This window comes from Streptomyces sp. YS415 (assembly GCF_023544665.1).
GTDB lineage: Bacteria > Actinomycetota > Actinomycetes > Streptomycetales > Streptomycetaceae > Streptomyces.
The window spans coordinates 1-16686 of record NZ_JAMJFL010000003.1 but is presented as its reverse complement, the minus strand read 5'-3'; the positions used below and the strand labels follow the sequence as shown (position 1 = coordinate 16686).

Annotated in this window: 12 protein-coding genes; 3 read left to right on the top strand and 9 right to left on the bottom strand. The window is 71.4% G+C overall.

Annotated features, from left to right (window positions below):
• Positions 1 to 143: 143 nt before the first annotated feature.
• Together M8H82_RS04850 and M8H82_RS04845 are read left to right on the top strand one after the other, a co-directional pair.
• Entirely contained in the window at positions 144 to 1853 is a 1710-nt protein-coding gene (locus tag M8H82_RS04850) for a sensor histidine kinase (protein ID WP_250071155.1), read from the top strand.
• Complete coding sequence (locus tag M8H82_RS04845; RefSeq protein ID WP_250071154.1) at positions 1850 to 2530, top strand: response regulator; 681 nt, start codon at positions 1850 to 1852, stop codon at positions 2528 to 2530. Before M8H82_RS04850 ends, M8H82_RS04845 begins: the two co-directional genes overlap by 4 nt.
• 92 nt (positions 2531 to 2622) lie before the next feature.
• Here M8H82_RS04845 and M8H82_RS04840 read toward each other — a convergent pair whose 3' ends face one another.
• From M8H82_RS04840 to M8H82_RS04830, 3 genes are all read right to left on the bottom strand, one after another.
• Positions 2623 to 4215, bottom strand: coding sequence for a cation acetate symporter (locus tag M8H82_RS04840; RefSeq protein WP_250071153.1), 1593 nt, complete (start codon positions 4213 to 4215; stop codon positions 2623 to 2625).
• A complete protein-coding gene (locus M8H82_RS04835) occupies positions 4212 to 4682 on the bottom strand; it encodes a DUF485 domain-containing protein (RefSeq protein ID WP_250071152.1) in 471 nt (156 codons plus the stop codon). The genes M8H82_RS04840 and M8H82_RS04835 overlap by 4 nt, the downstream gene beginning before the upstream one ends.
• 146 nt (positions 4683 to 4828) lie before the next feature.
• Positions 4829 to 6952 carry a DNA topoisomerase IV subunit B gene (locus tag M8H82_RS04830; protein ID WP_250071151.1) on the bottom strand — a complete coding sequence of 708 codons (2124 nt, stop codon included), beginning with the start codon at positions 6950 to 6952 and terminating at the stop codon, positions 4829 to 4831.
• A gap of 440 nt (positions 6953 to 7392) precedes the next feature.
• On the opposite strand from M8H82_RS04830, the gene M8H82_RS04825 reads away from it, so the two are divergent.
• Positions 7393 to 7623: a hypothetical protein gene (locus M8H82_RS04825; protein ID WP_250071150.1), complete on the top strand. Its 231-nt coding sequence runs from the start codon at positions 7393 to 7395 to the stop codon at positions 7621 to 7623.
• Positions 7624 to 7755: 132 nt separating this feature from the next.
• Here M8H82_RS04825 and M8H82_RS04820 read toward each other — a convergent pair whose 3' ends face one another.
• The 6 genes from M8H82_RS04820 to M8H82_RS04795 all read right to left on the bottom strand — a co-directional run bounded on the left by M8H82_RS04820 (position 7756) and on the right by M8H82_RS04795 (position 16685).
• Positions 7756 to 8601: a trypsin-like serine protease gene (locus tag M8H82_RS04820; RefSeq protein ID WP_250071149.1), complete on the bottom strand. Its 846-nt coding sequence runs from the start codon at positions 8599 to 8601 to the stop codon at positions 7756 to 7758.
• Between the two features lie 135 nt (positions 8602 to 8736).
• Positions 8737 to 10269, bottom strand: coding sequence for an RNA polymerase sigma factor (locus M8H82_RS04815; protein WP_250071148.1), 1533 nt, complete (start codon positions 10267 to 10269; stop codon positions 8737 to 8739).
• Positions 10270 to 10720: 451 nt separating this feature from the next.
• Positions 10721 to 11605, bottom strand: a complete 885-nt coding sequence (locus M8H82_RS04810) for a FadR/GntR family transcriptional regulator (RefSeq protein WP_250071147.1) — start codon at positions 11603 to 11605, stop codon at positions 10721 to 10723.
• Between the two features lie 163 nt (positions 11606 to 11768).
• Positions 11769 to 13568, bottom strand: a complete 1800-nt coding sequence (locus M8H82_RS04805; RefSeq protein ID WP_250071146.1) for an ABC transporter ATP-binding protein — start codon at positions 13566 to 13568, stop codon at positions 11769 to 11771.
• A gap of 145 nt (positions 13569 to 13713) precedes the next feature.
• Positions 13714 to 14472, bottom strand: a complete 759-nt coding sequence (locus M8H82_RS04800) for an NUDIX domain-containing protein (RefSeq protein WP_250071145.1) — start codon at positions 14470 to 14472, stop codon at positions 13714 to 13716.
• 341 nt (positions 14473 to 14813) lie between these two features.
• A complete protein-coding gene (locus M8H82_RS04795; protein WP_250071144.1) occupies positions 14814 to 16685 on the bottom strand; it encodes a glycogen debranching N-terminal domain-containing protein in 1872 nt (623 codons plus the stop codon).
• Between the last annotated feature and the right edge of the window lies 1 nt (position 16686).

Genomic DNA, 16686 nt, shown 5'->3' with positions numbered 1-16686 from the left:
ACCGTTACTGTGGACCGGCCGTCCACCGTTGCTGTGGACCGGTCCGTCCACCGTTGATGTGGACCGGTCCGTCCGCCATTGATCAGGAGATCCGGGCCACATCCCCTTCGGTGCTCCCAGCGCGTCAACGTACGGTCTGGGGTATGAGCCCCACTGCCCCCGCGCGCCGCCTGCGCCTCGGTCTGCCGCGGCGGATGTTCTCGCAGGTGCTGCTGATGCAGGTGGCCATCGCGGCGGGAGTCGCGGTGCTCGCGACCGGGCTGTTTTTGGCGCCGCTCGGCAATCAGCTCGACGACCAGGCGATGCGCCGGGCCCTCGCCATCGCCCGGACCACCGCCGTCCAGCCGCAGATCGCCGAGGACGTCGTGAACACGCCCCCGACGGCCGGCGGCCCCGTCCAACGGGCAGCGGAGCGGATCCGGAAGGCCACCCGGGCCGAGTACATCGTCGTGATGGACGGGCGGGGCGTGCGCTGGTCGCATCCGACGCCCGGCGAGATCGGCAGGACGGTGTCCACCGACCCCGGACAGGCCCTGGCCGGTCACGAGGTCATGCAGATCGACGACGGCACCCTCGGCCGCACCGCCCGCGGCAAGGTACCGCTGCGCGACAGCAACGGGGACATCGTGGGCGCGGTCTCGGTCGGAATCGCCTATGGCAGCGTCCGGGCCCGCCTGATCCATGCGATACCCGAGCTGCTGGCGTACGCGGGCGGCGCGCTGGCGGTGGGCGCGCTGGCCGCCTGGCTGATCTCGCGGCGGGTCCAGCGGCAGACGCGGGACCTGGCCTTCTCCGACATCTCGGCGCTGCTCGCGGAGCGCGAGGCGATGCTGCACGGCATCCGGGAGGGTGTCGTCGCCCTGGACCGCGCGGGCCGCGTCCGGCTGCTCAACGACGAGGCGCGCCGGCTGCTCGGCATCGGTGACGAGGCCGTCGGCCGCTCCCTGGACGAGGCGCTCGGGGAGGGCCGTACGACCGATGTGCTGGCCGGGCGGGTCACGGGCACCGATCTGCTCACCGTGCGCGGCCGGCGCGTCCTGGTCGCCAACCGGATGCCCACCGACGACGGCGGCGCCGTCGCCACCCTGCGCGACCGCACGGAGCTGGAGCAGCTGGGGCGGGAGCTGGACTCCACGCGCGGTCTGATCGACGCCCTGCGCGCCCAGGACCATGAGCACGCCAACCGCATGCATACGCTGCTCGGGTTCCTGGAGCTGGAGATGTACGACGACGCCATGGAGTTCGTCGGCGAGGTGGTGGGCGACCACAGGGTGACCGCGGAACAGATCACCGAGAAGATCCAGGACCCGCTGCTGGCGGCGCTACTGGTGGGCAAGGCGACCGTGGCGGCGGAGCGCGGGGTCGCGCTGCTGGTGTCGGAGCGGACGCGGCTCCCGGACCGGTTGATCGACCCCAGGGACATCGTCACGATCGTCGGCAACCTGGTGGACAACGCCCTGGACGCGGTCGCGGGGACGGCGCACGCGCGCGTGGAGGTCGAGTTGCGCACCGAGGGGCGCGCGGCCGTCCTGAGGGTGCGGGACACGGGGCCGGGCATTCCTGCGGCGCAACGCGAGTTGGTCTTCACGGAGGGCTGGACCACGAAGGAGGCGCCGGCCCATCGTGAGCGCGGGATCGGTCTCCCCCTGGTGCGCAGGCTCGCGGAACGGCAGGGCGGTGCCGCCACCGTCGATCAGGCGCAGGGGGGCGGTGCGGAGTTCACCGTCGTACTGCCCGAGGCGCTCACCGAGCCGGACACCGAGCCGGCGCCCTACGCGCTCACCGAGCCGGACGTCGAACCGGCCCTCACCGGGCCCATGGCCCCCCGCACCGCCGAGGAGGAGTCGCGATGATCGAGGTCCTGGTCGTGGACGACGACACACGGGTCGCGCGGGTCAACGCCGCCTATGTCGAGAAGGTGCCCGGCTTCCACGTGGCGGGCGAGGCGCACAGTGCGGCCGAGGCGCTGCGGCAGGTCGAGGAGCTGCCCCGGGTGGACCTGGTGCTGATGGACCACTACCTGCCCGACGAGACGGGTCTGTCGGTCGTACGGGAGATGCGGCGGCGCGGCCACCGGACCGACGTGATCATGGTGACGGCGGCCCGGGACGTCTCCACCGTGCAGGAGGCGATGCGGCACGGCGCGCTCCAGTACCTGGTCAAGCCCTTCGCCTTCGCGGGCCTGCGCACCAGGCTGGAGGCGTACGCGGAGCTGCGCCGCACGCTCGACGGCGGCGGCGAGGCCGAACAGGCCGAGGTGGACCGGATCTTCGGCGCGCTGTCCGCGCCGTCGGAGCCGGCGCTGCCCAAGGGCCACTCCCCCACGACCGCCGACCTCGTCCGCCGCTGCCTGATCAGCGCCGAAGGCGCCCTGTCGGCCCAGGAGATCGCGGACCGCACCGGCGTCAGCCGCCAGACCGCCCAGCGCTACCTGAAGCTCCTGGAGCGCACCGGCCGGGCCCGGCTCACCCTCAAGTACGGGGACGCGGGCCGCCCGGAACACCGTTACGTGTGGGCGACCCGCGCCTGAGGGCATGGCCGGTGGTGGGAGCGGGGGAAGCGGCCGTACCCCCTGTCCATACGGATCCGGCGCGCCGTTGTCTCCGGCGGCACCGTTACGGGCTAGGCCGCTCCCGCCCCGGTGAGCGACCGCACTTCGGTCTCCGCGTGCTTGGCCTCGTCGGGGACCTCGGCGGAGGTGGCGGTGCCGAGCCAGCCGGCGAGGAAGCCGAGCGGGATCGAGACGATGCCGGGGTTCTGGAGCGGGAACACCTGGAAGTCGACGCCCGGGAACAGCGATTCGGGACTGCCGGACACCACCGGTGACAGCAGCACGAGTGTGATGGCCGGGATCAGGCCGCCGTACACCGACCAGACGGCGCCGCGGGTGGTGAAGCCGCGCCAGAACAGGGAGTAGAGCAGCACGGGCAGGTTGGCGGACGCGGCGACGGCGAAGGCGAGGCCCACCAGGAAGGCGACGTTGAGGTCGCGGGCGAGCAGGCCGAGGGCGATCGCGACGACGCCGATGCCGACCGCGGCGACCCGGGCGACGGCGACCTCGCTGCGTGGTTTGGCGTGGCGGCGCCGCAGTGAGGCGTACAGGTCGTGGGCCACGGACGCGGAGGAGGCGAGGGTGATGCCGGCGACCACGGCGAGGATGGTGGCGAAGGCGACGGCGGCGACGACCGCGAACAGAACCGTTCCACCAGCGGATTCCGCCCCGCCACCCAGATCGAGGGCCAGCAGCGGTACGGCCGTGTTGCCCGCGGCGTTCGAGCCGCGCACTTCGTCGGTGCCGACGATCGCGGCGGCGCCGAAGCCCAGGACGATCGTCATCAGGTAGAAGCCGCCGATGAGTCCGATCGCCCAGACCACCGAGCGCCGGGCCGCGCGGGCGGTGGGCACGGTGTAGAAGCGGGACAGGATGTGCGGCAGCCCCGCGGTGCCGAGGACGAGGGCGATGCCGAGGCTGATGAAGTCGAAGCGGGCGGTCCAGTCGGCGCCGTACTTGAGTCCGGGCGCCAGGAACGATTCGCCGTGGCCGCTGCGTTCGGCCGCGGTGAGCAGCAGTGCGTCGAAGTCGCCGTGGAAGCGCACCAGGACGAGCACGGTCAGGGTGATGGTGCCGCCGAGCAGCAGGACCGCTTTGACGATCTGAATCCAGGTGGTGGCCCGCATCCCTCCCAACGACACATAGATGACCATGAGCGCGCCGACGCCGATGACGGTCCAGGTCTGCGCCGCCTCGCCCTGGCCGCCGAGCAGCAGCGCGACCAGGCTGCCCGCACCCACCATCTGCGCCACCAGATACAGAACGGACACGGTGACCGAGGAAGTTCCCGCCGCGATCCTGACGGGCCGCTCGCTCATCCGTGCGGCGACCACGTCGGCGAGGGTGAACCGGCCGCAGTTGCGGACCAGTTCGGCGACCAGGAACAGCACGACGAGCCAGGCCACGAGGAAGCCCACCGAGTAGAGCAGCCCGTCGTAGCCGTAGAGCGCGATGAGCCCGGAGATGCCGAGGAAGGAGGCGGCCGACATGTAGTCGCCCGCGATGGCAAAACCATTCTCCAGCGGCGAGAAGAGCCGGCCGCCGGCATAGAACTCCTCGGCCGAACCGTGCCGGTGGCGGCTCACCCAGGTCGTGATCGCCAGGGTCACCGCGACGAACGCGCTGAACAGCAGCAGCGCCAGGGTCTGCTGGTCGCCCGTCACCTGTGGCCGCCCCTCGCGCACCGGGTCAGCTCCTGGGTGTCCCAGCGCAGGTCCAGCGCGGCGCGGTCCCGGCGCAGGCGCGCGTGCCGGGCGTAGGCCCAGGTGAGCAGGAAGGTGGAGAGGAACTGTCCGAGCCCGGCGAGCATGGCCACGTTCACCGCGCCGGCCACGGGCCGGGCCATCAGTCCCGGTGCGATGGTGGCGGCCACGACGTAGGCGAGGTACCAGGCCAGGAAGCCGATGACGGCCGGGACCACGAACCTCCGGTACCGGCTGCGCACCTCCTGGAAGGCGGCGCTGCGCTGCACCTCCAGGTAGATGTCGGCCGCGGCCCTCGCACCCTCCTCGCGGGCCTCGGGGACGGCGTCGGCAGCGGCGTCCGCCTCACCCCAGCCGGAGGCCAGCGCGTCGTACCAGGGGTCGTCGTATCGCACGCGCGCGTGGGAGCGACCGTTGCTTGACTGCATGCCCAAGGATGGGCAGAACGGGAAGATCCCCGACTCTTGTTCCCCTCGCCTTTCACCCCATCAGGTGATTTGTCCCGGAGGAAGCCATGAAACGGGGCGGGCACGGCCTGCGCTGTGCCCACCCCCTCTCTCGCCGGGCGCGGCGCCTACGCGTCGATGCGCGAACGGTCCAGGGTCGCCGCCGAGGACGAGATGAACTCCTTGCGCGGTGCCACGTCGTTGCCCATCAGCAGGTCGAAGACCTGCTCGGCCGCCTCCAGGTCGGAGAGGTTGATGCGGCGCAGGGTGCGGTGGCGCGGGTCCATCGTGGTCTCGGCCAGCTGGTCGGCGTCCATCTCGCCGAGGCCCTTGTAGCGCTGGATCGAGTCCTTGTAGCGGATGCCCTTGGTCTGGAACTCCATGAGCTTGTCGCGCAGTTCCCGGTCCGAGTACGTGTAGATGTACTTGTCCTGGCCCTTCTTGGGCTGGACGAGCTCGATGCGGTGCAGCGGCGGCACGGCCGCGAAGACGCGTCCCGCCTCGACCATGGGCCGCATGTAGCGCTGGAACAGCGTCAGCAGCAGACAGCGGATGTGGGAGCCGTCCACATCGGCGTCGGTCATCATGACGATCTTGCCGTAACGGGCCGCGTCGATGTCGAAGGTGCGGCCCGAGCCCGCTCCTATGACCTGGATGATCGCGCCGCACTCGGCGTTCTTCAGCATGTCGGTCACGGACGACTTCTGAACGTTGAGGATCTTGCCGCGGATCGGCAGCAGCGCCTGGAACTCGGAGTTCCGGGCGAGCTTGGCGGTGCCGAGCGCGGAGTCCCCCTCCACGATGAACAGCTCGCTGCGCTCCACGTCGTCGCTGCGGCAGTCGGCGAGCTTGGCGGGCAGGGAGGACGACTCCAGGGCGGTCTTCCTGCGCTGGGCGTCCTTGTGCTGGCGGGCCGCGATGCGCGTACGGGCGGCGGCGACCGCCTTCTCCATGACCACCCGGGCCTGGGCGGCCGCGTCCCGCTTGGTGGACGTCAGGAACGCCTTGAGCTCCTTGGTGATCACGTTGTTCACGATGCGGCGGGCCGCCGAGGTGCCGAGGACCTCCTTGGTCTGCCCCTCGAACTGCGGTTCGGCCAGGCGCACGGTGACGACGGCGGTGAGGCCCTCCAGGGCGTCGTCCTTGACGATGTCGTCCTCGGCCACGCGCAGCAGCTTCTTGGCGCGCAGCACCTCGTTCATGGTGCTGGTGACGGCCGTCTCGAAGCCCGCGACATGGGTGCCGCCCTTGGGGGTGGCGATGATGTTCACGAACGACCTCAGGGTCGTGTCGTACCCGGTGCCCCAGCGCATGGCGACGTCGACGTCGAGCTCGCGGGTGACCTGGGTGGGCGTCATCTGCCCGTGCTCGTCCAGGACCGGGACGGTCTCCCGGAAGGTGCCCTGGCCGGAGAAGCGGAGGACGTCGTTGACCGGCTTGTCGGTGGCGAGGTATTCGCAGAACTCGCTGATGCCGCCGTCGAAGCGGAAGGACTCCTCACCCTTGCTGCCGTCCTGGCCGAGGCCGAGTTCGTCGCGCACGACGATGGTCAGGCCGGGCACCAGGAAGGCCGTCTGGCGGGCCCGCTGGTGCAGGTTCTCCAGGGCGAGCTTGGCGTCCTTGAGGAAGATCTGGCGGTCGGCCCAGTAGCGCACGCGCGTGCCGGTGCGGTTCTTGGGGATCTTCTTGGTCTTGCGCAGCCCGCTCTTGGCCTCGAACTTCGCGTCGGCCCCGTCGCCGGCGAAGGCTCCGGGGACGCCGCGCCGGAAGCTGATGGCGTGGGTGTGACCGCTGCGGTCCACCTCGACGTCGAGCCGCGCGGACAGGGCGTTCACCACGGAGGCGCCGACGCCGTGCAGGCCGCCGGAGGCGGCGTAGGAGCCGCCGCCGAACTTGCCGCCGGCATGCAGCTTGGTCATGACGACCTCGATGCCGGACAGGCCCGTCTTGGGCTCGACGTCGACGGGGATGCCCCGGCCGTTGTCCCGGACCTCGACCGAGCCGTCGTCGTGGAGGACGACATCGATGTGGTCGCAGTAGCCCCCGAGGGCCTCGTCCACGGAGTTGTCGATGATCTCCCACAGGCAGTGCATCAGGCCGCGACTGTCGGTCGAGCCGATGTACATGCCCGGGCGCTTGCGCACCGCCTCGAGGCCCTCGAGGACGAGGAGGTGCCGCGCGGTGTAGTTGGAACCGTCCCGGTCTGCTCCTGCCAGCAGCGCTGTGGACGGCACGGACGTCTCGGCGGTCACGCGGTTCGCTCCTCGCTGAATTTCAGATGGTGCCCTTTGGGGTAAGGGCGCGGCTTCGGTTGCCGCTCAGAGGGTACCGAGGCCTGGTAGAGCCGATGTAACGCCACCCTCGTCTCTTGGCAGACTAGTGCAGCGTCGCATAGGTGTTCGATCCCTCGATGGAGTGAAGTACATATCACGTTCCCTTCGGGGCATGAACCATTTAGGCTCCGGGCACGTCCTCATGAACAAACCGGCAATCCAGCCGGGAGGACCGACCACTGACCGACAGCGCGAACCCGTACGACACACAGACACGCAATACGGCACATTCGCCGCCAACCGGCAACAGCCGGCCACCTGGAAAGATTTTTCAAGGAAAAGCCCCGAGCGGGAACGTTTTCGGGCTGGTTGGATGTTGACCCTGGTACGACAGCTCGTCGAGCTAGAGAAGAGGCGACGTGACTACTGTTCTGACCCCCGCGAGCCCGCTGACGGCCGCCGACCGCTGCGACCGTTGCGGCGCTCAGGCATATGTGCGCGTCGTCCTGCTGAGCGGCGGAGAACTGCTCTTCTGCGCCCACCACGGTCGCAAGTTCGAGCCGGGACTCAAGAAGATCGCCGCTGAGATACAGGACGAGACGGAGCGACTGACGGCCGCTCCGGCCACCGCCTCCGAAGAAGAGCGCTGACAACTCGCGTCCACGACGAGCCAGCTCCAGGCATTAGGCCGGCGTACGGGCGGCTGCCCCTGATAACCAGGGGCAGCCGCCCGTACGCGTTGTCGGCCCTCCCAGGGCCCTGAGAGGCCCGCAGCGGCCCTGTCAGCTCCTGCGGGTGCCGGCGTCCCAGCCCAGCTTCGTCAGGGCGTGGGACACCCGCGTGTACACCCCGGGACTGCCGGCGACACCGCAGGCCCCTCCCCAGGACACCAGACCGACCAGCCGCCCCCCGGCGACCAGCGGCCCTCCGCTGTCCCCCTGGCAGGCGTCCGGACCGCCTCGCACCTCCCCGGCGCACAGCATGCTCTCGGCGCTGTAGGAACCGCCGGCGCCGCCCGGGTAGGCCCGCTTGCACAGGGTGTCGGACAGCACTTGCAGGCGGGCCGCCCGCAGGCCCGCGGGGTAGTCGCCGCTGCCGGTCGCGTCACCCCAGCCGTAGACCATGGCCCGGGTGCCCGCCACGTACGCCGGATCCCCGGCCGGCGCCATCGGGATCACCGACCCCTTCGGCAAGGGCTCGGCCAGCGTGAGCACGGCGAAGTCCCCGACATTGGTGGCGTCGTCGTAGGCCGGATTCACCCAGGTCTCGCGTACCTTGATCTCCTGGCCCTCGCTCGTGCGCAGGTCCGTGCGGCCCGCGATGACCCTGAAGTCCGCCAGCTGGGCCGGCGGCCCCCCGAGGACGTCCTCGTCCAGGCAGTGCGCCGCGGTGAGCACGGTGGTCGGGCCGACGGCCACGCCGCCGCAGAACTGGCCCGAGCGGGTACCCCCGAACCGGTCACGGCTGGACAGTGCCACGGTCCAGGGGCTGTCGGAGATCTCGACCGGGAAACCTCCGACGACGACGTTGTCGGCGGCCGCCGGGGCGGCGGACGCGAGCGGTATGACGGCCGCGGCGGCAGCCAGGACCAGCGGCCCGGCCAGCGCCCGGACTAGGGGACGACGCATGCGCACTCCTCACGCAGGGCTGTTGTTGAGACACCCAGCGTGATCCACGCCGCCGTGCCCCGCACTCGCGCGGGCACGCGAAAGGCCCGGCTCCCGCGTGGGGGAACCGGGCCTTGTGCGTCGTAGGGCCGCGGCCTAGTCGAGGTAGTCGCGCAGCACCTGGGAGCGCGACGGGTGGCGCAGCTTCGACATGGTCTTCGACTCGATCTGGCGGATGCGCTCACGCGTCACGCCGTACACCTTGCCGATCTCGTCGAGGGTCTTCGGCTGACCGTCGGTGAGACCGAAGCGCATCGAGACGACGCCCGCCTCGCGCTCGGACAGGGTGTCGAGGACGGAGTGCAGCTGCTCCTGCAGGAGCGTGAAGCTGACCGCGTCGGCCGGGACGACGGCCTCGGAGTCCTCGATGAGGTCACCGAACTCGCTGTCGCCGTCCTCGCCCAGCGGGGTGTGCAGGGAGATCGGCTCGCGACCGTACTTCTGGACCTCGATGACCTTCTCGGGGGTCATGTCGAGTTCCTTGGCCAGCTCCTCCGGGGTGGGCTCGCGGCCCAGGTCCTGGAGCATCTGGCGCTGCACGCGCGCGAGCTTGTTGATGACCTCGACCATGTGCACCGGGATACGGATGGTGCGGGCCTGGTCGGCCATGGCGCGGGTGATCGCCTGACGGATCCACCAGGTGGCGTACGTGGAGAACTTGTAGCCCTTGGTGTAGTCGAACTTCTCGACCGCGCGGATCAGACCGAGGTTGCCCTCCTGGATGAGGTCCAGGAAGAGCATGCCGCGGCCGGTGTAGCGCTTGGCCAGGGAGACCACCAGACGGAGGTTGGCCTCCAGGAGGTGGTTCTTGGCGCGGCGGCCGTCCTCGGCGATGATCTCCAGCTCGCGCTTGAGCTTGGGGGCGAGTTTGTCGGCGTTGGCCAGCTTGTCCTCGGCGAACAGACCGGCCTCGATGCGCTTGGCGAGCTCGACCTCCTGCTCGGCGTTGAGCAGCGGGACCTTGCCGATCTGCTTGAGGTAGTCCTTGACCGGGTCGGCGGTGGCACCGGCGGCGGCGACCTGCTGGGCGGGCGCGTCGTCCTCGTCCTCGTCCGAGAGCACGAAGCCGGCGCTCTCGGTGCCCTCGGGCTCCTCGCCGGGCTTGACCTCCTCGAGGACTTCTTCCTCGGGGACCTCGGCGTCGTCCTTCTTGCCGGTGGTCTTCTTGGCCGCCGTCTTCTTGGCGACGGTCTTCTTCGCGGCCGCCTTCTTGGCGGTCGTGGTCTTCTTGGCAGCGGCCTTCTTCGCGGGCGCCTCGTCCTCGAGGGCCGCCTCGGCGGCGGGGGCCTCCGGCGTGGCGGTGGCGGTGGCCTTCTTCGCGGTCACAGCCTTCGCCGCGACCGTCTTGGTGGCGGTGCGCTTGGCCGGACTCTTCGCTGCGACGCTCTTTCGGGTGCGCTTGGGCTCCGCGGCACTGACCATCAGCGTCACACCCTCTTCCTCGAGGATCTGGTTGAGGCTGCGCAGTACGTTCTTCCACTGAGTGGCCGGAATCTGGTCAGCTTCGAAGGCCCGACGCACGTCATCGCCGGCGATCTGCCCCTCAGCCTTTCCCCGCTCGATGAGCGCCATGACAGAGACGGACTCGGCGATCTCCGGCGGGAGCGTACGGGATGTGCTGGCCGACACGAACAACCTCTCGGAACGTTGGAAAACGGCTTCCGGCCCCGTCCACAGCGGACAGGAGCCGACCACCGGCCTGGGGATGGGCCGACGGTGCGGGCGGGGGCCGGGAAGATGCACAGCGCCGTGTACGGCGTCCGTATTCCCTCCGCGGCTGTCACCTCTTAGGTCATCGCGCTGCTCCCACGAGCGTTACGCCCAATCTGCGTGGCCCGAGTCACACCCCGTAAGCGCTCAAAAACGGTCAGATACTGGCATATGCGGTCAGCTTCGCCGTCCCAGCCGCCGTGCGCCACCGCGCCGTCATCCCGTCATCCCACCGCACCGTCGGACCGTCGGACCGTCGGACCCCGCAGGATCCGGGTGATCCTGCGGGGTCCGACGGCAGGCGGCTCGCCGGCCGGGCGATGCCACAGGAGGGGGAGGCATCGCCGGGCCGCGCCGCACGTGGGCGCGCTCAGTGCTCGCGCGGGGCGGGCACCACGCGCTCCACCTCGGGGTGGACCATGAGCAGCTGCCGCATCGCCGTCTCCGCGCCCGTGGCGTCACCCGCGGCGAGGGCGTCGGCGATCCGGGCGTGGTGCGCGAGCGAGGCGTCGCTCGGACGGTCGCATCCCGCGATCGGTCCACCGGAGACCTGGAGTGCGGCCGACACGATCCCGGACAGGTGTTCCAGCATGCGGTTGCCGGCGACCTGGATGAGCAGCGAGTGGAACTCGGCGTCGGCCCGGGAGAAGGTCAGGGCATCACCCTGCGCCATGGCGTGGCCCATGATCTCCACCATGTCACCCAGCCGCTGCTGGACGTCCGCACGGCCATGACCGGCGGCCAGGCGCGCGGCCAGCGGCTCGATCGTCCAGCGCAGCTCGGTCAGCTCACGCCGCTGGTCGTCGCGCTGCGGGCCGAACGCCCGCCACTCGATGATGTCCGGGTCGAGCAGGTTCCAGTCGCTGACGGGACGCACGCGCGTGCCGACGTTCGGCCGGGCGCTGACCAGGCCCTTGGCCTCCAGGACGCGGAGCGACTCACGGACGACGGTGCGGGAGACCTCGAACCGCTGGCCGATCTCCTCGGGGACCAGCGGGCGGTCGGCACCGAGGTCACCGGAGACGATCATCTGGCCGAGCTGCTGGACGAGTTGGCCGTGCAGTCCGCGTCCGCGGCCCGCGGCGCGCCGGCCCACGCGGCCCAGCTCCTGGTCCGCGCCGTCCCATGAGGGGGTCACGACGCGGTCGGCGACAGGGGCCTCGGCGTAGGGGTAGCGGTCGAGTTCGCCCGGGCCGGCGAGACCGGAGTCGGCGGTGCGGGCGGCGGTCATCATGGTGTGCGCAAGGGTACTCACGGATCCTTTGTCGGCGCTCTCTTCAACTCCCTTGAGGTCTTTGGTGAAAAGCACACGAAAGGGTGATCGCTCACCCCGTCGCAATTGACGCCTTATCGGAAAGAAATGGGCTTTCCCCGGGGAGTTGTGCGCACAGGGGGTGCTGAAAGCGGGCGGACGGTCGTCATCGGACCTTGCCGCGCAGGGTCGTGAGCAGATACGCGCACAACAGTGCGGTCAGCGACAACATCAGCGCACCGCCCACGGGTTGGGCGATCACACGCGCCGCAGCCGCCAGATACCGCTCTCCCCCGAAGGGCCACTGCATCAGCAGCACCTCCCTGAGCCGCAGCGGAAAACCGGCCGCCGACCGCACCGCAGGCCCCTCCAGCACCTTGTGCACCAGCGGTACGACGAGGACGGGCACCGCCGCCACGACGGCGAGCCCGGCACTCGTGGACCGGAACACCCCCGCCGCCAGCACACCGGCCCACGCGCACCCCACCACCAGCCCGATCCAACTCAGCCCCGACACCAGCCAGTCCGCGGGAACCTCTGCCACCTCCCGTCCGTATACGAGATACAGCACTTCGGCGTCACACCCCACCGTCAGAAGAGCCAGCGACAGCGCGGTGACCCCGGAGACGAGGAGCTTGGCGGCCAGCAGCCCCAGCCGCCGGGGCACGGTGCCGCGGTCCACCGCCAGCGCGGGATGGCGGAACTCGTCGCCGAAGGCCAGCGCGCCCAGCAGCCCCGCCCCGAGCGCCGCGGGCGGCAACGGCAGCTCACGCGGCCAGGCAGCCAGCAGCCGGGCCTGCGGGGTGTGCCCGATGCGCGCGAGCACCAGCGCGGTGAGCGCCGACACGACGAGCACGGCGGCAGCGGTGAGGAACGTGGTGCCGACGCCCGCGGCGCGGCGGATCTCGTAGCGGAGGGGGCGGAGGGGGGAGGGGGCGGAGCGGACGGAGATGGGGGGTGGAAGGGAGGGGAGGGGGGAGGGGGCCCCCGGACTCCTCTCGGCGGGCCCATGGCCCCCCTCCTCGCCGGCTCCCTGCCCGGCCTCCACCTGCCCCACGGCGTCGCCCCCCTCTCCCCTCGCCGCCACCCTGGGGCCCATGTCCCCCACTTCGTCGGCGAGTTGGTGCACGAGGACGTCGTGCCGGAAGGCCAGTTCGCCGATGTCGGCACAGGTACTGCCATACACGGAGAGGCGGTTGCCACCCTCGCGGACGACCTCGACCGAGCGCTGTGCCGTGCGCGCGTCCTTCGTGATGAGGGCCGCGAGGCGGGTGGCGTGGGGGGTGCGGACGGCGACGCGGGGGCGCAGGCGGGTACGGGCGAAGTCGGCGGCGTCCTGGTCGGCGACGAGCCGGCCCTGCTCCAAGGTGATGACGCGGTCAGCTGTGCGGGCGGCTTCCTTGGGGTCGGCGGTGGTGAGCAGGACCGTGCCGCCCTGCGTGGCGTGGGCGCGCAGGACGCCGTGCAGCCAGCGGCTCTCGCGGGCGGAGAGTCCGTCGGCGGGGTCGTCGAGGACAAGGGTGTGGGGGTCGGCGAGGAGGGCGCACGCCAGGCCGAGGCGGCGGTCCATGCCGCGGGACAGGGTGCCGAGTCGTTCGTCGCGCAGACTGACCAGGCCGACGACTTCGAGGACTTCGTCGGCGCGGCGTACGGGGACGCCGGCGGCGGCGCACAGCATCCGCAGGTGGCCGCGGACCGTGCGGGCGGGATGGCCGGGAACATCGCCGAGGAGGACGCCCACCTCACGGGAGGGGTGCGCGATGCGGTGCAGGGGGCGGCCTCTGAAGTAGGTGAGCCCGCGGCCGTGTTGGAGTTCGAGCATGAGTCTGAGCGCTGTCGTCTTGCCCGCGCCGGGGGCGCCGAGCAGCGCGGTGACACGGCCCGCGTGTGCCTCGAAGGAGACGTCGTCGACGGCGGGCGGAAGCTCCTTGCGGGGGTCGCTGGTCAGTCCGAAGGCCTGGATCACCCGAAGCAAGATAGCGCGCTATGTCCGGTTTTTCGGGCACCGCAAGGCCCGTTCCCCGGGCGGCAGTCGATGCGCTCGGATCCTTGTTCGCCGTCCGCCGTTCGCGTGCGGGCCCGGGGGCGGCTGCGGGCTCCCGGTGCTCGTCTCAGACTTCCGGGCGCAGCATCGGGGGGTTGAGGAGGGTGGCACCGCCGGCCCGGAAGAGCTGGGCGGGGCGTCCCCCTTGGCGGGTGGTGGTGCCTCCGGTGGGGACGAGGAAGCCCGGGGTGCCGGTCACCTTGCGGTGGAAGTTGCGCGGGTCGAGGGCCACGCCCCAGACGGCCTCGTAGACGCGGCGCAGCTCGCCGACGGTGAATTCGGTGGGGCAGAAGGCGGTGGCCAGCGAGGAGTACTCGATTTTGGAGCGGGCGCGCTCGACGCCGTCGGCCAGGATCTGGGCGTGGTCGAAGGCGAGCGGCGCGACGGGTTCGTCCTCGCGGCCGTAGCCGCCCTGCTGGAGCAGTTCCTCGACCGGGGCCCAGCGGGCGTTGCTGGCGTCTCCGCCCGCGCGGGGGGCGGGCAGGTCGGGGGCGAGGGCGAGGTGGGCGACGCTGACGACGCGCATGCGCGGATCCCGCTTGGGGTCGCCGTAGGTGGCGAGCTGCTCCAGGTGGGCGCCGTTGTCATGGACGGGTACGGCGGGGTCGTGGGCGCGCATGCCGGTCTCCTCGGCCAGCTCGCGTGCCGCTGCCTGCGCCAGGTCTTCGTCGGCCCTGACGAATCCGCCGGGGAGGGCCCAGCGGCCCTGGAACGGCGGTTCGCCCCTGCGGACCGCCAGCGCGCACAGGGCATGCCGACGCACGGTCAGCACGACCAGGTCCACGGTGACGGCGAAGGGCGGGAAGGCTGACGGGTCGTAGGGCATGCCGCGATCATAGTCGTCTTCCTGACGATAAACACTCCCTTCGCCGGTCGTGGGGGACGATGTTCGGGTGCGGCCGGTGATCGGTTTTGCGGGTGTCGTTCGGGGAGCTGTTCCTTGATCGAGTTCGGTCCGAGATCCGGGTCGCGGGTGTCGGTGGGTGGGCTGTTCCTTGATTGGGTGCGGTCAGATATCCCGGGCGCGGGTGTCGTTCGTTGGTCTGCTCCCTGATCGAGTGCGGTCAGAGATTCGGATCGCAGGTCTCCTTCGGTGGTCTGTCCCCTGACCGGGTTTCGTCCGTGATCGGTCGGGCGTCCGATGTTCCGGCGGGCTGCCGTACGAGGTCACGCGCCCAGTTGCAGGCCGTCGGCGGCCTCCTCGACCATGGCGAGGCCGAGTCGGCTCACCCGCACGGAGAAGGGGGCGCCCGCGACGCGCAGCCCGGTGAGAACGATCTCTCCGAGTGGCGCCCCGGCCGCGGGGCGGAGGGTGACGGTGCCGGCGGGGGCGTCGGGGCGGATGCCGGCGAGCGTCGTCAGCAGGAGGACTCCGGCCGCCGCGGCGGTGGCAGCAGGTCGACAGGCCGCGGGATGCGGGAGGGGTGCGCCGGCGTCGGTGCGCTGCTGTCCGCCGTACATCTCCGGGAGCCGGTGGCCGAATGTCTCGGCGGCCGCGAGGGCGCCGCGCAGCAGCCCGGTCGCCTCCCTCTCGTAGCCTGCGGCGATCAGGCCCGCGACGGCGACGGCGGTCTCGTGAGTGCGTACGGCGCCACTGCGGTGCCCGAACGGGTTGAACCCGGTCTCTTTGGCACCGAGTCCGCGCAGACCCCAGCCGGAGTCCATGGCCGGGCCGCCGAGGAGTCGGGCGAGCTGTTCGGTCTGCACCTTGTCGAGCAGCCCGGGCGCCGGTTCGCCCCCGCCGATCAGGCCGGTGTCGAGGAGGTGGGCCGTGGCGGAGCCCAGGTGCGGCACGAGCCGTCCGTCCGGGGAGCGGGCTCCCGCGGGTCGGCCACCACCCAGGTCGTCGATCCAGAAGTCCCGCTGGAAGGCAGTCCGCAGACTCCTCGCCCAGTGCCGTAGCTCGGCGCCGCCGGGTCTGCCGAAGGTGTCGAGCAGGTCCGCGCCGAGCAGCGCCGCACGGTGGGCGTGGGCCTGGGTTTCGCAGCGCTGCGGTCCGCCGGGGTGGGGGTCGCAGAGGTAGGTGTCGTCGCCCACTGTCCTGCGCAGCCAGGTCAAGCAGTTCTCGGCGGCAGGGAGGAGTTCCTCGGTCTCCTTCTCGGGCAGTCCCCAGCGGCGGGCTTCGGCGAGGAGGACCGGGAAGAGCAGGGTGGCTTCCGTGGCCGTGCAGCTTGGGGGGAGATGAGGGCCGGCGTCCCTGCGCGGTCCGGGGATCATGCCGGACCGGGGCCCGGATCCGCTGAGCTGGGTGCGGGCCAGGGTGCGCAGTGTGCCCGCCGCGAGCCGGGTGCCGAGGGGCAGGGTCATCCGGGCTGCGGCCAGGGCTTCGGCGGGGGCCAGTCCGCAGCGCCAGGGTGCTCCGGCGGCGAGGTGGATGTCAGTGGGATGGGTGGAGTCGCGTAGCAGCAGGGACTGGAGGTCTTCGACGCAGGTGTGCAGCAGTGGCTGGACGCCGGGGTGGTCGCCCGCGGCCCGGGCGGCGGCCAGCGGGTTCGTGGCCGAGGTCCGGCCCACGGTGCGGAGGGGTCCCGGTCCCTCGGGTCGGACCCGCAATTCCACCTGGGCGCTGCCGCCGGGGGGCAGCTCGAACTCCCAGCGCAGCAGACCGGCGGAGGCCAGGGCGTCGGTGGGCGGGGGGTGGGCCGTGACGGCCGAGGTGCCCGAAGGGCAGGTCCAGCGCAGGCCGGAGTCGTGGACGGTGGCGGGCAGTTCGGGTCCGGTTGTGCCGGACGCGATGGCGCCCAGGGGAGCCAGGTCGGTGCCGAGGGCGACTTCGACCGGGAGGCGCAGGGGGCGCGGGGCCGAGCTGTGCAGGGTGATCTGCTCGGTGCCGTCAGCGTGGCGGACGCGCTCGACGACGATGTCGGGGTCAGGGCCTGCGTCGGGGGCGGCGCGGAGGGTGCCGACGAAGCGGGCTTGGTCCGCGGCGGTCATCCGGGCGTGCACGGGGAGGGGTTCGCGTCCGGCGACGCGCACCTGGCACCGGGAGAGCAGGCGCCGTCCCGCTCGGTAGAAGCCTTCCAGGCCTCGGCCGGTCAGC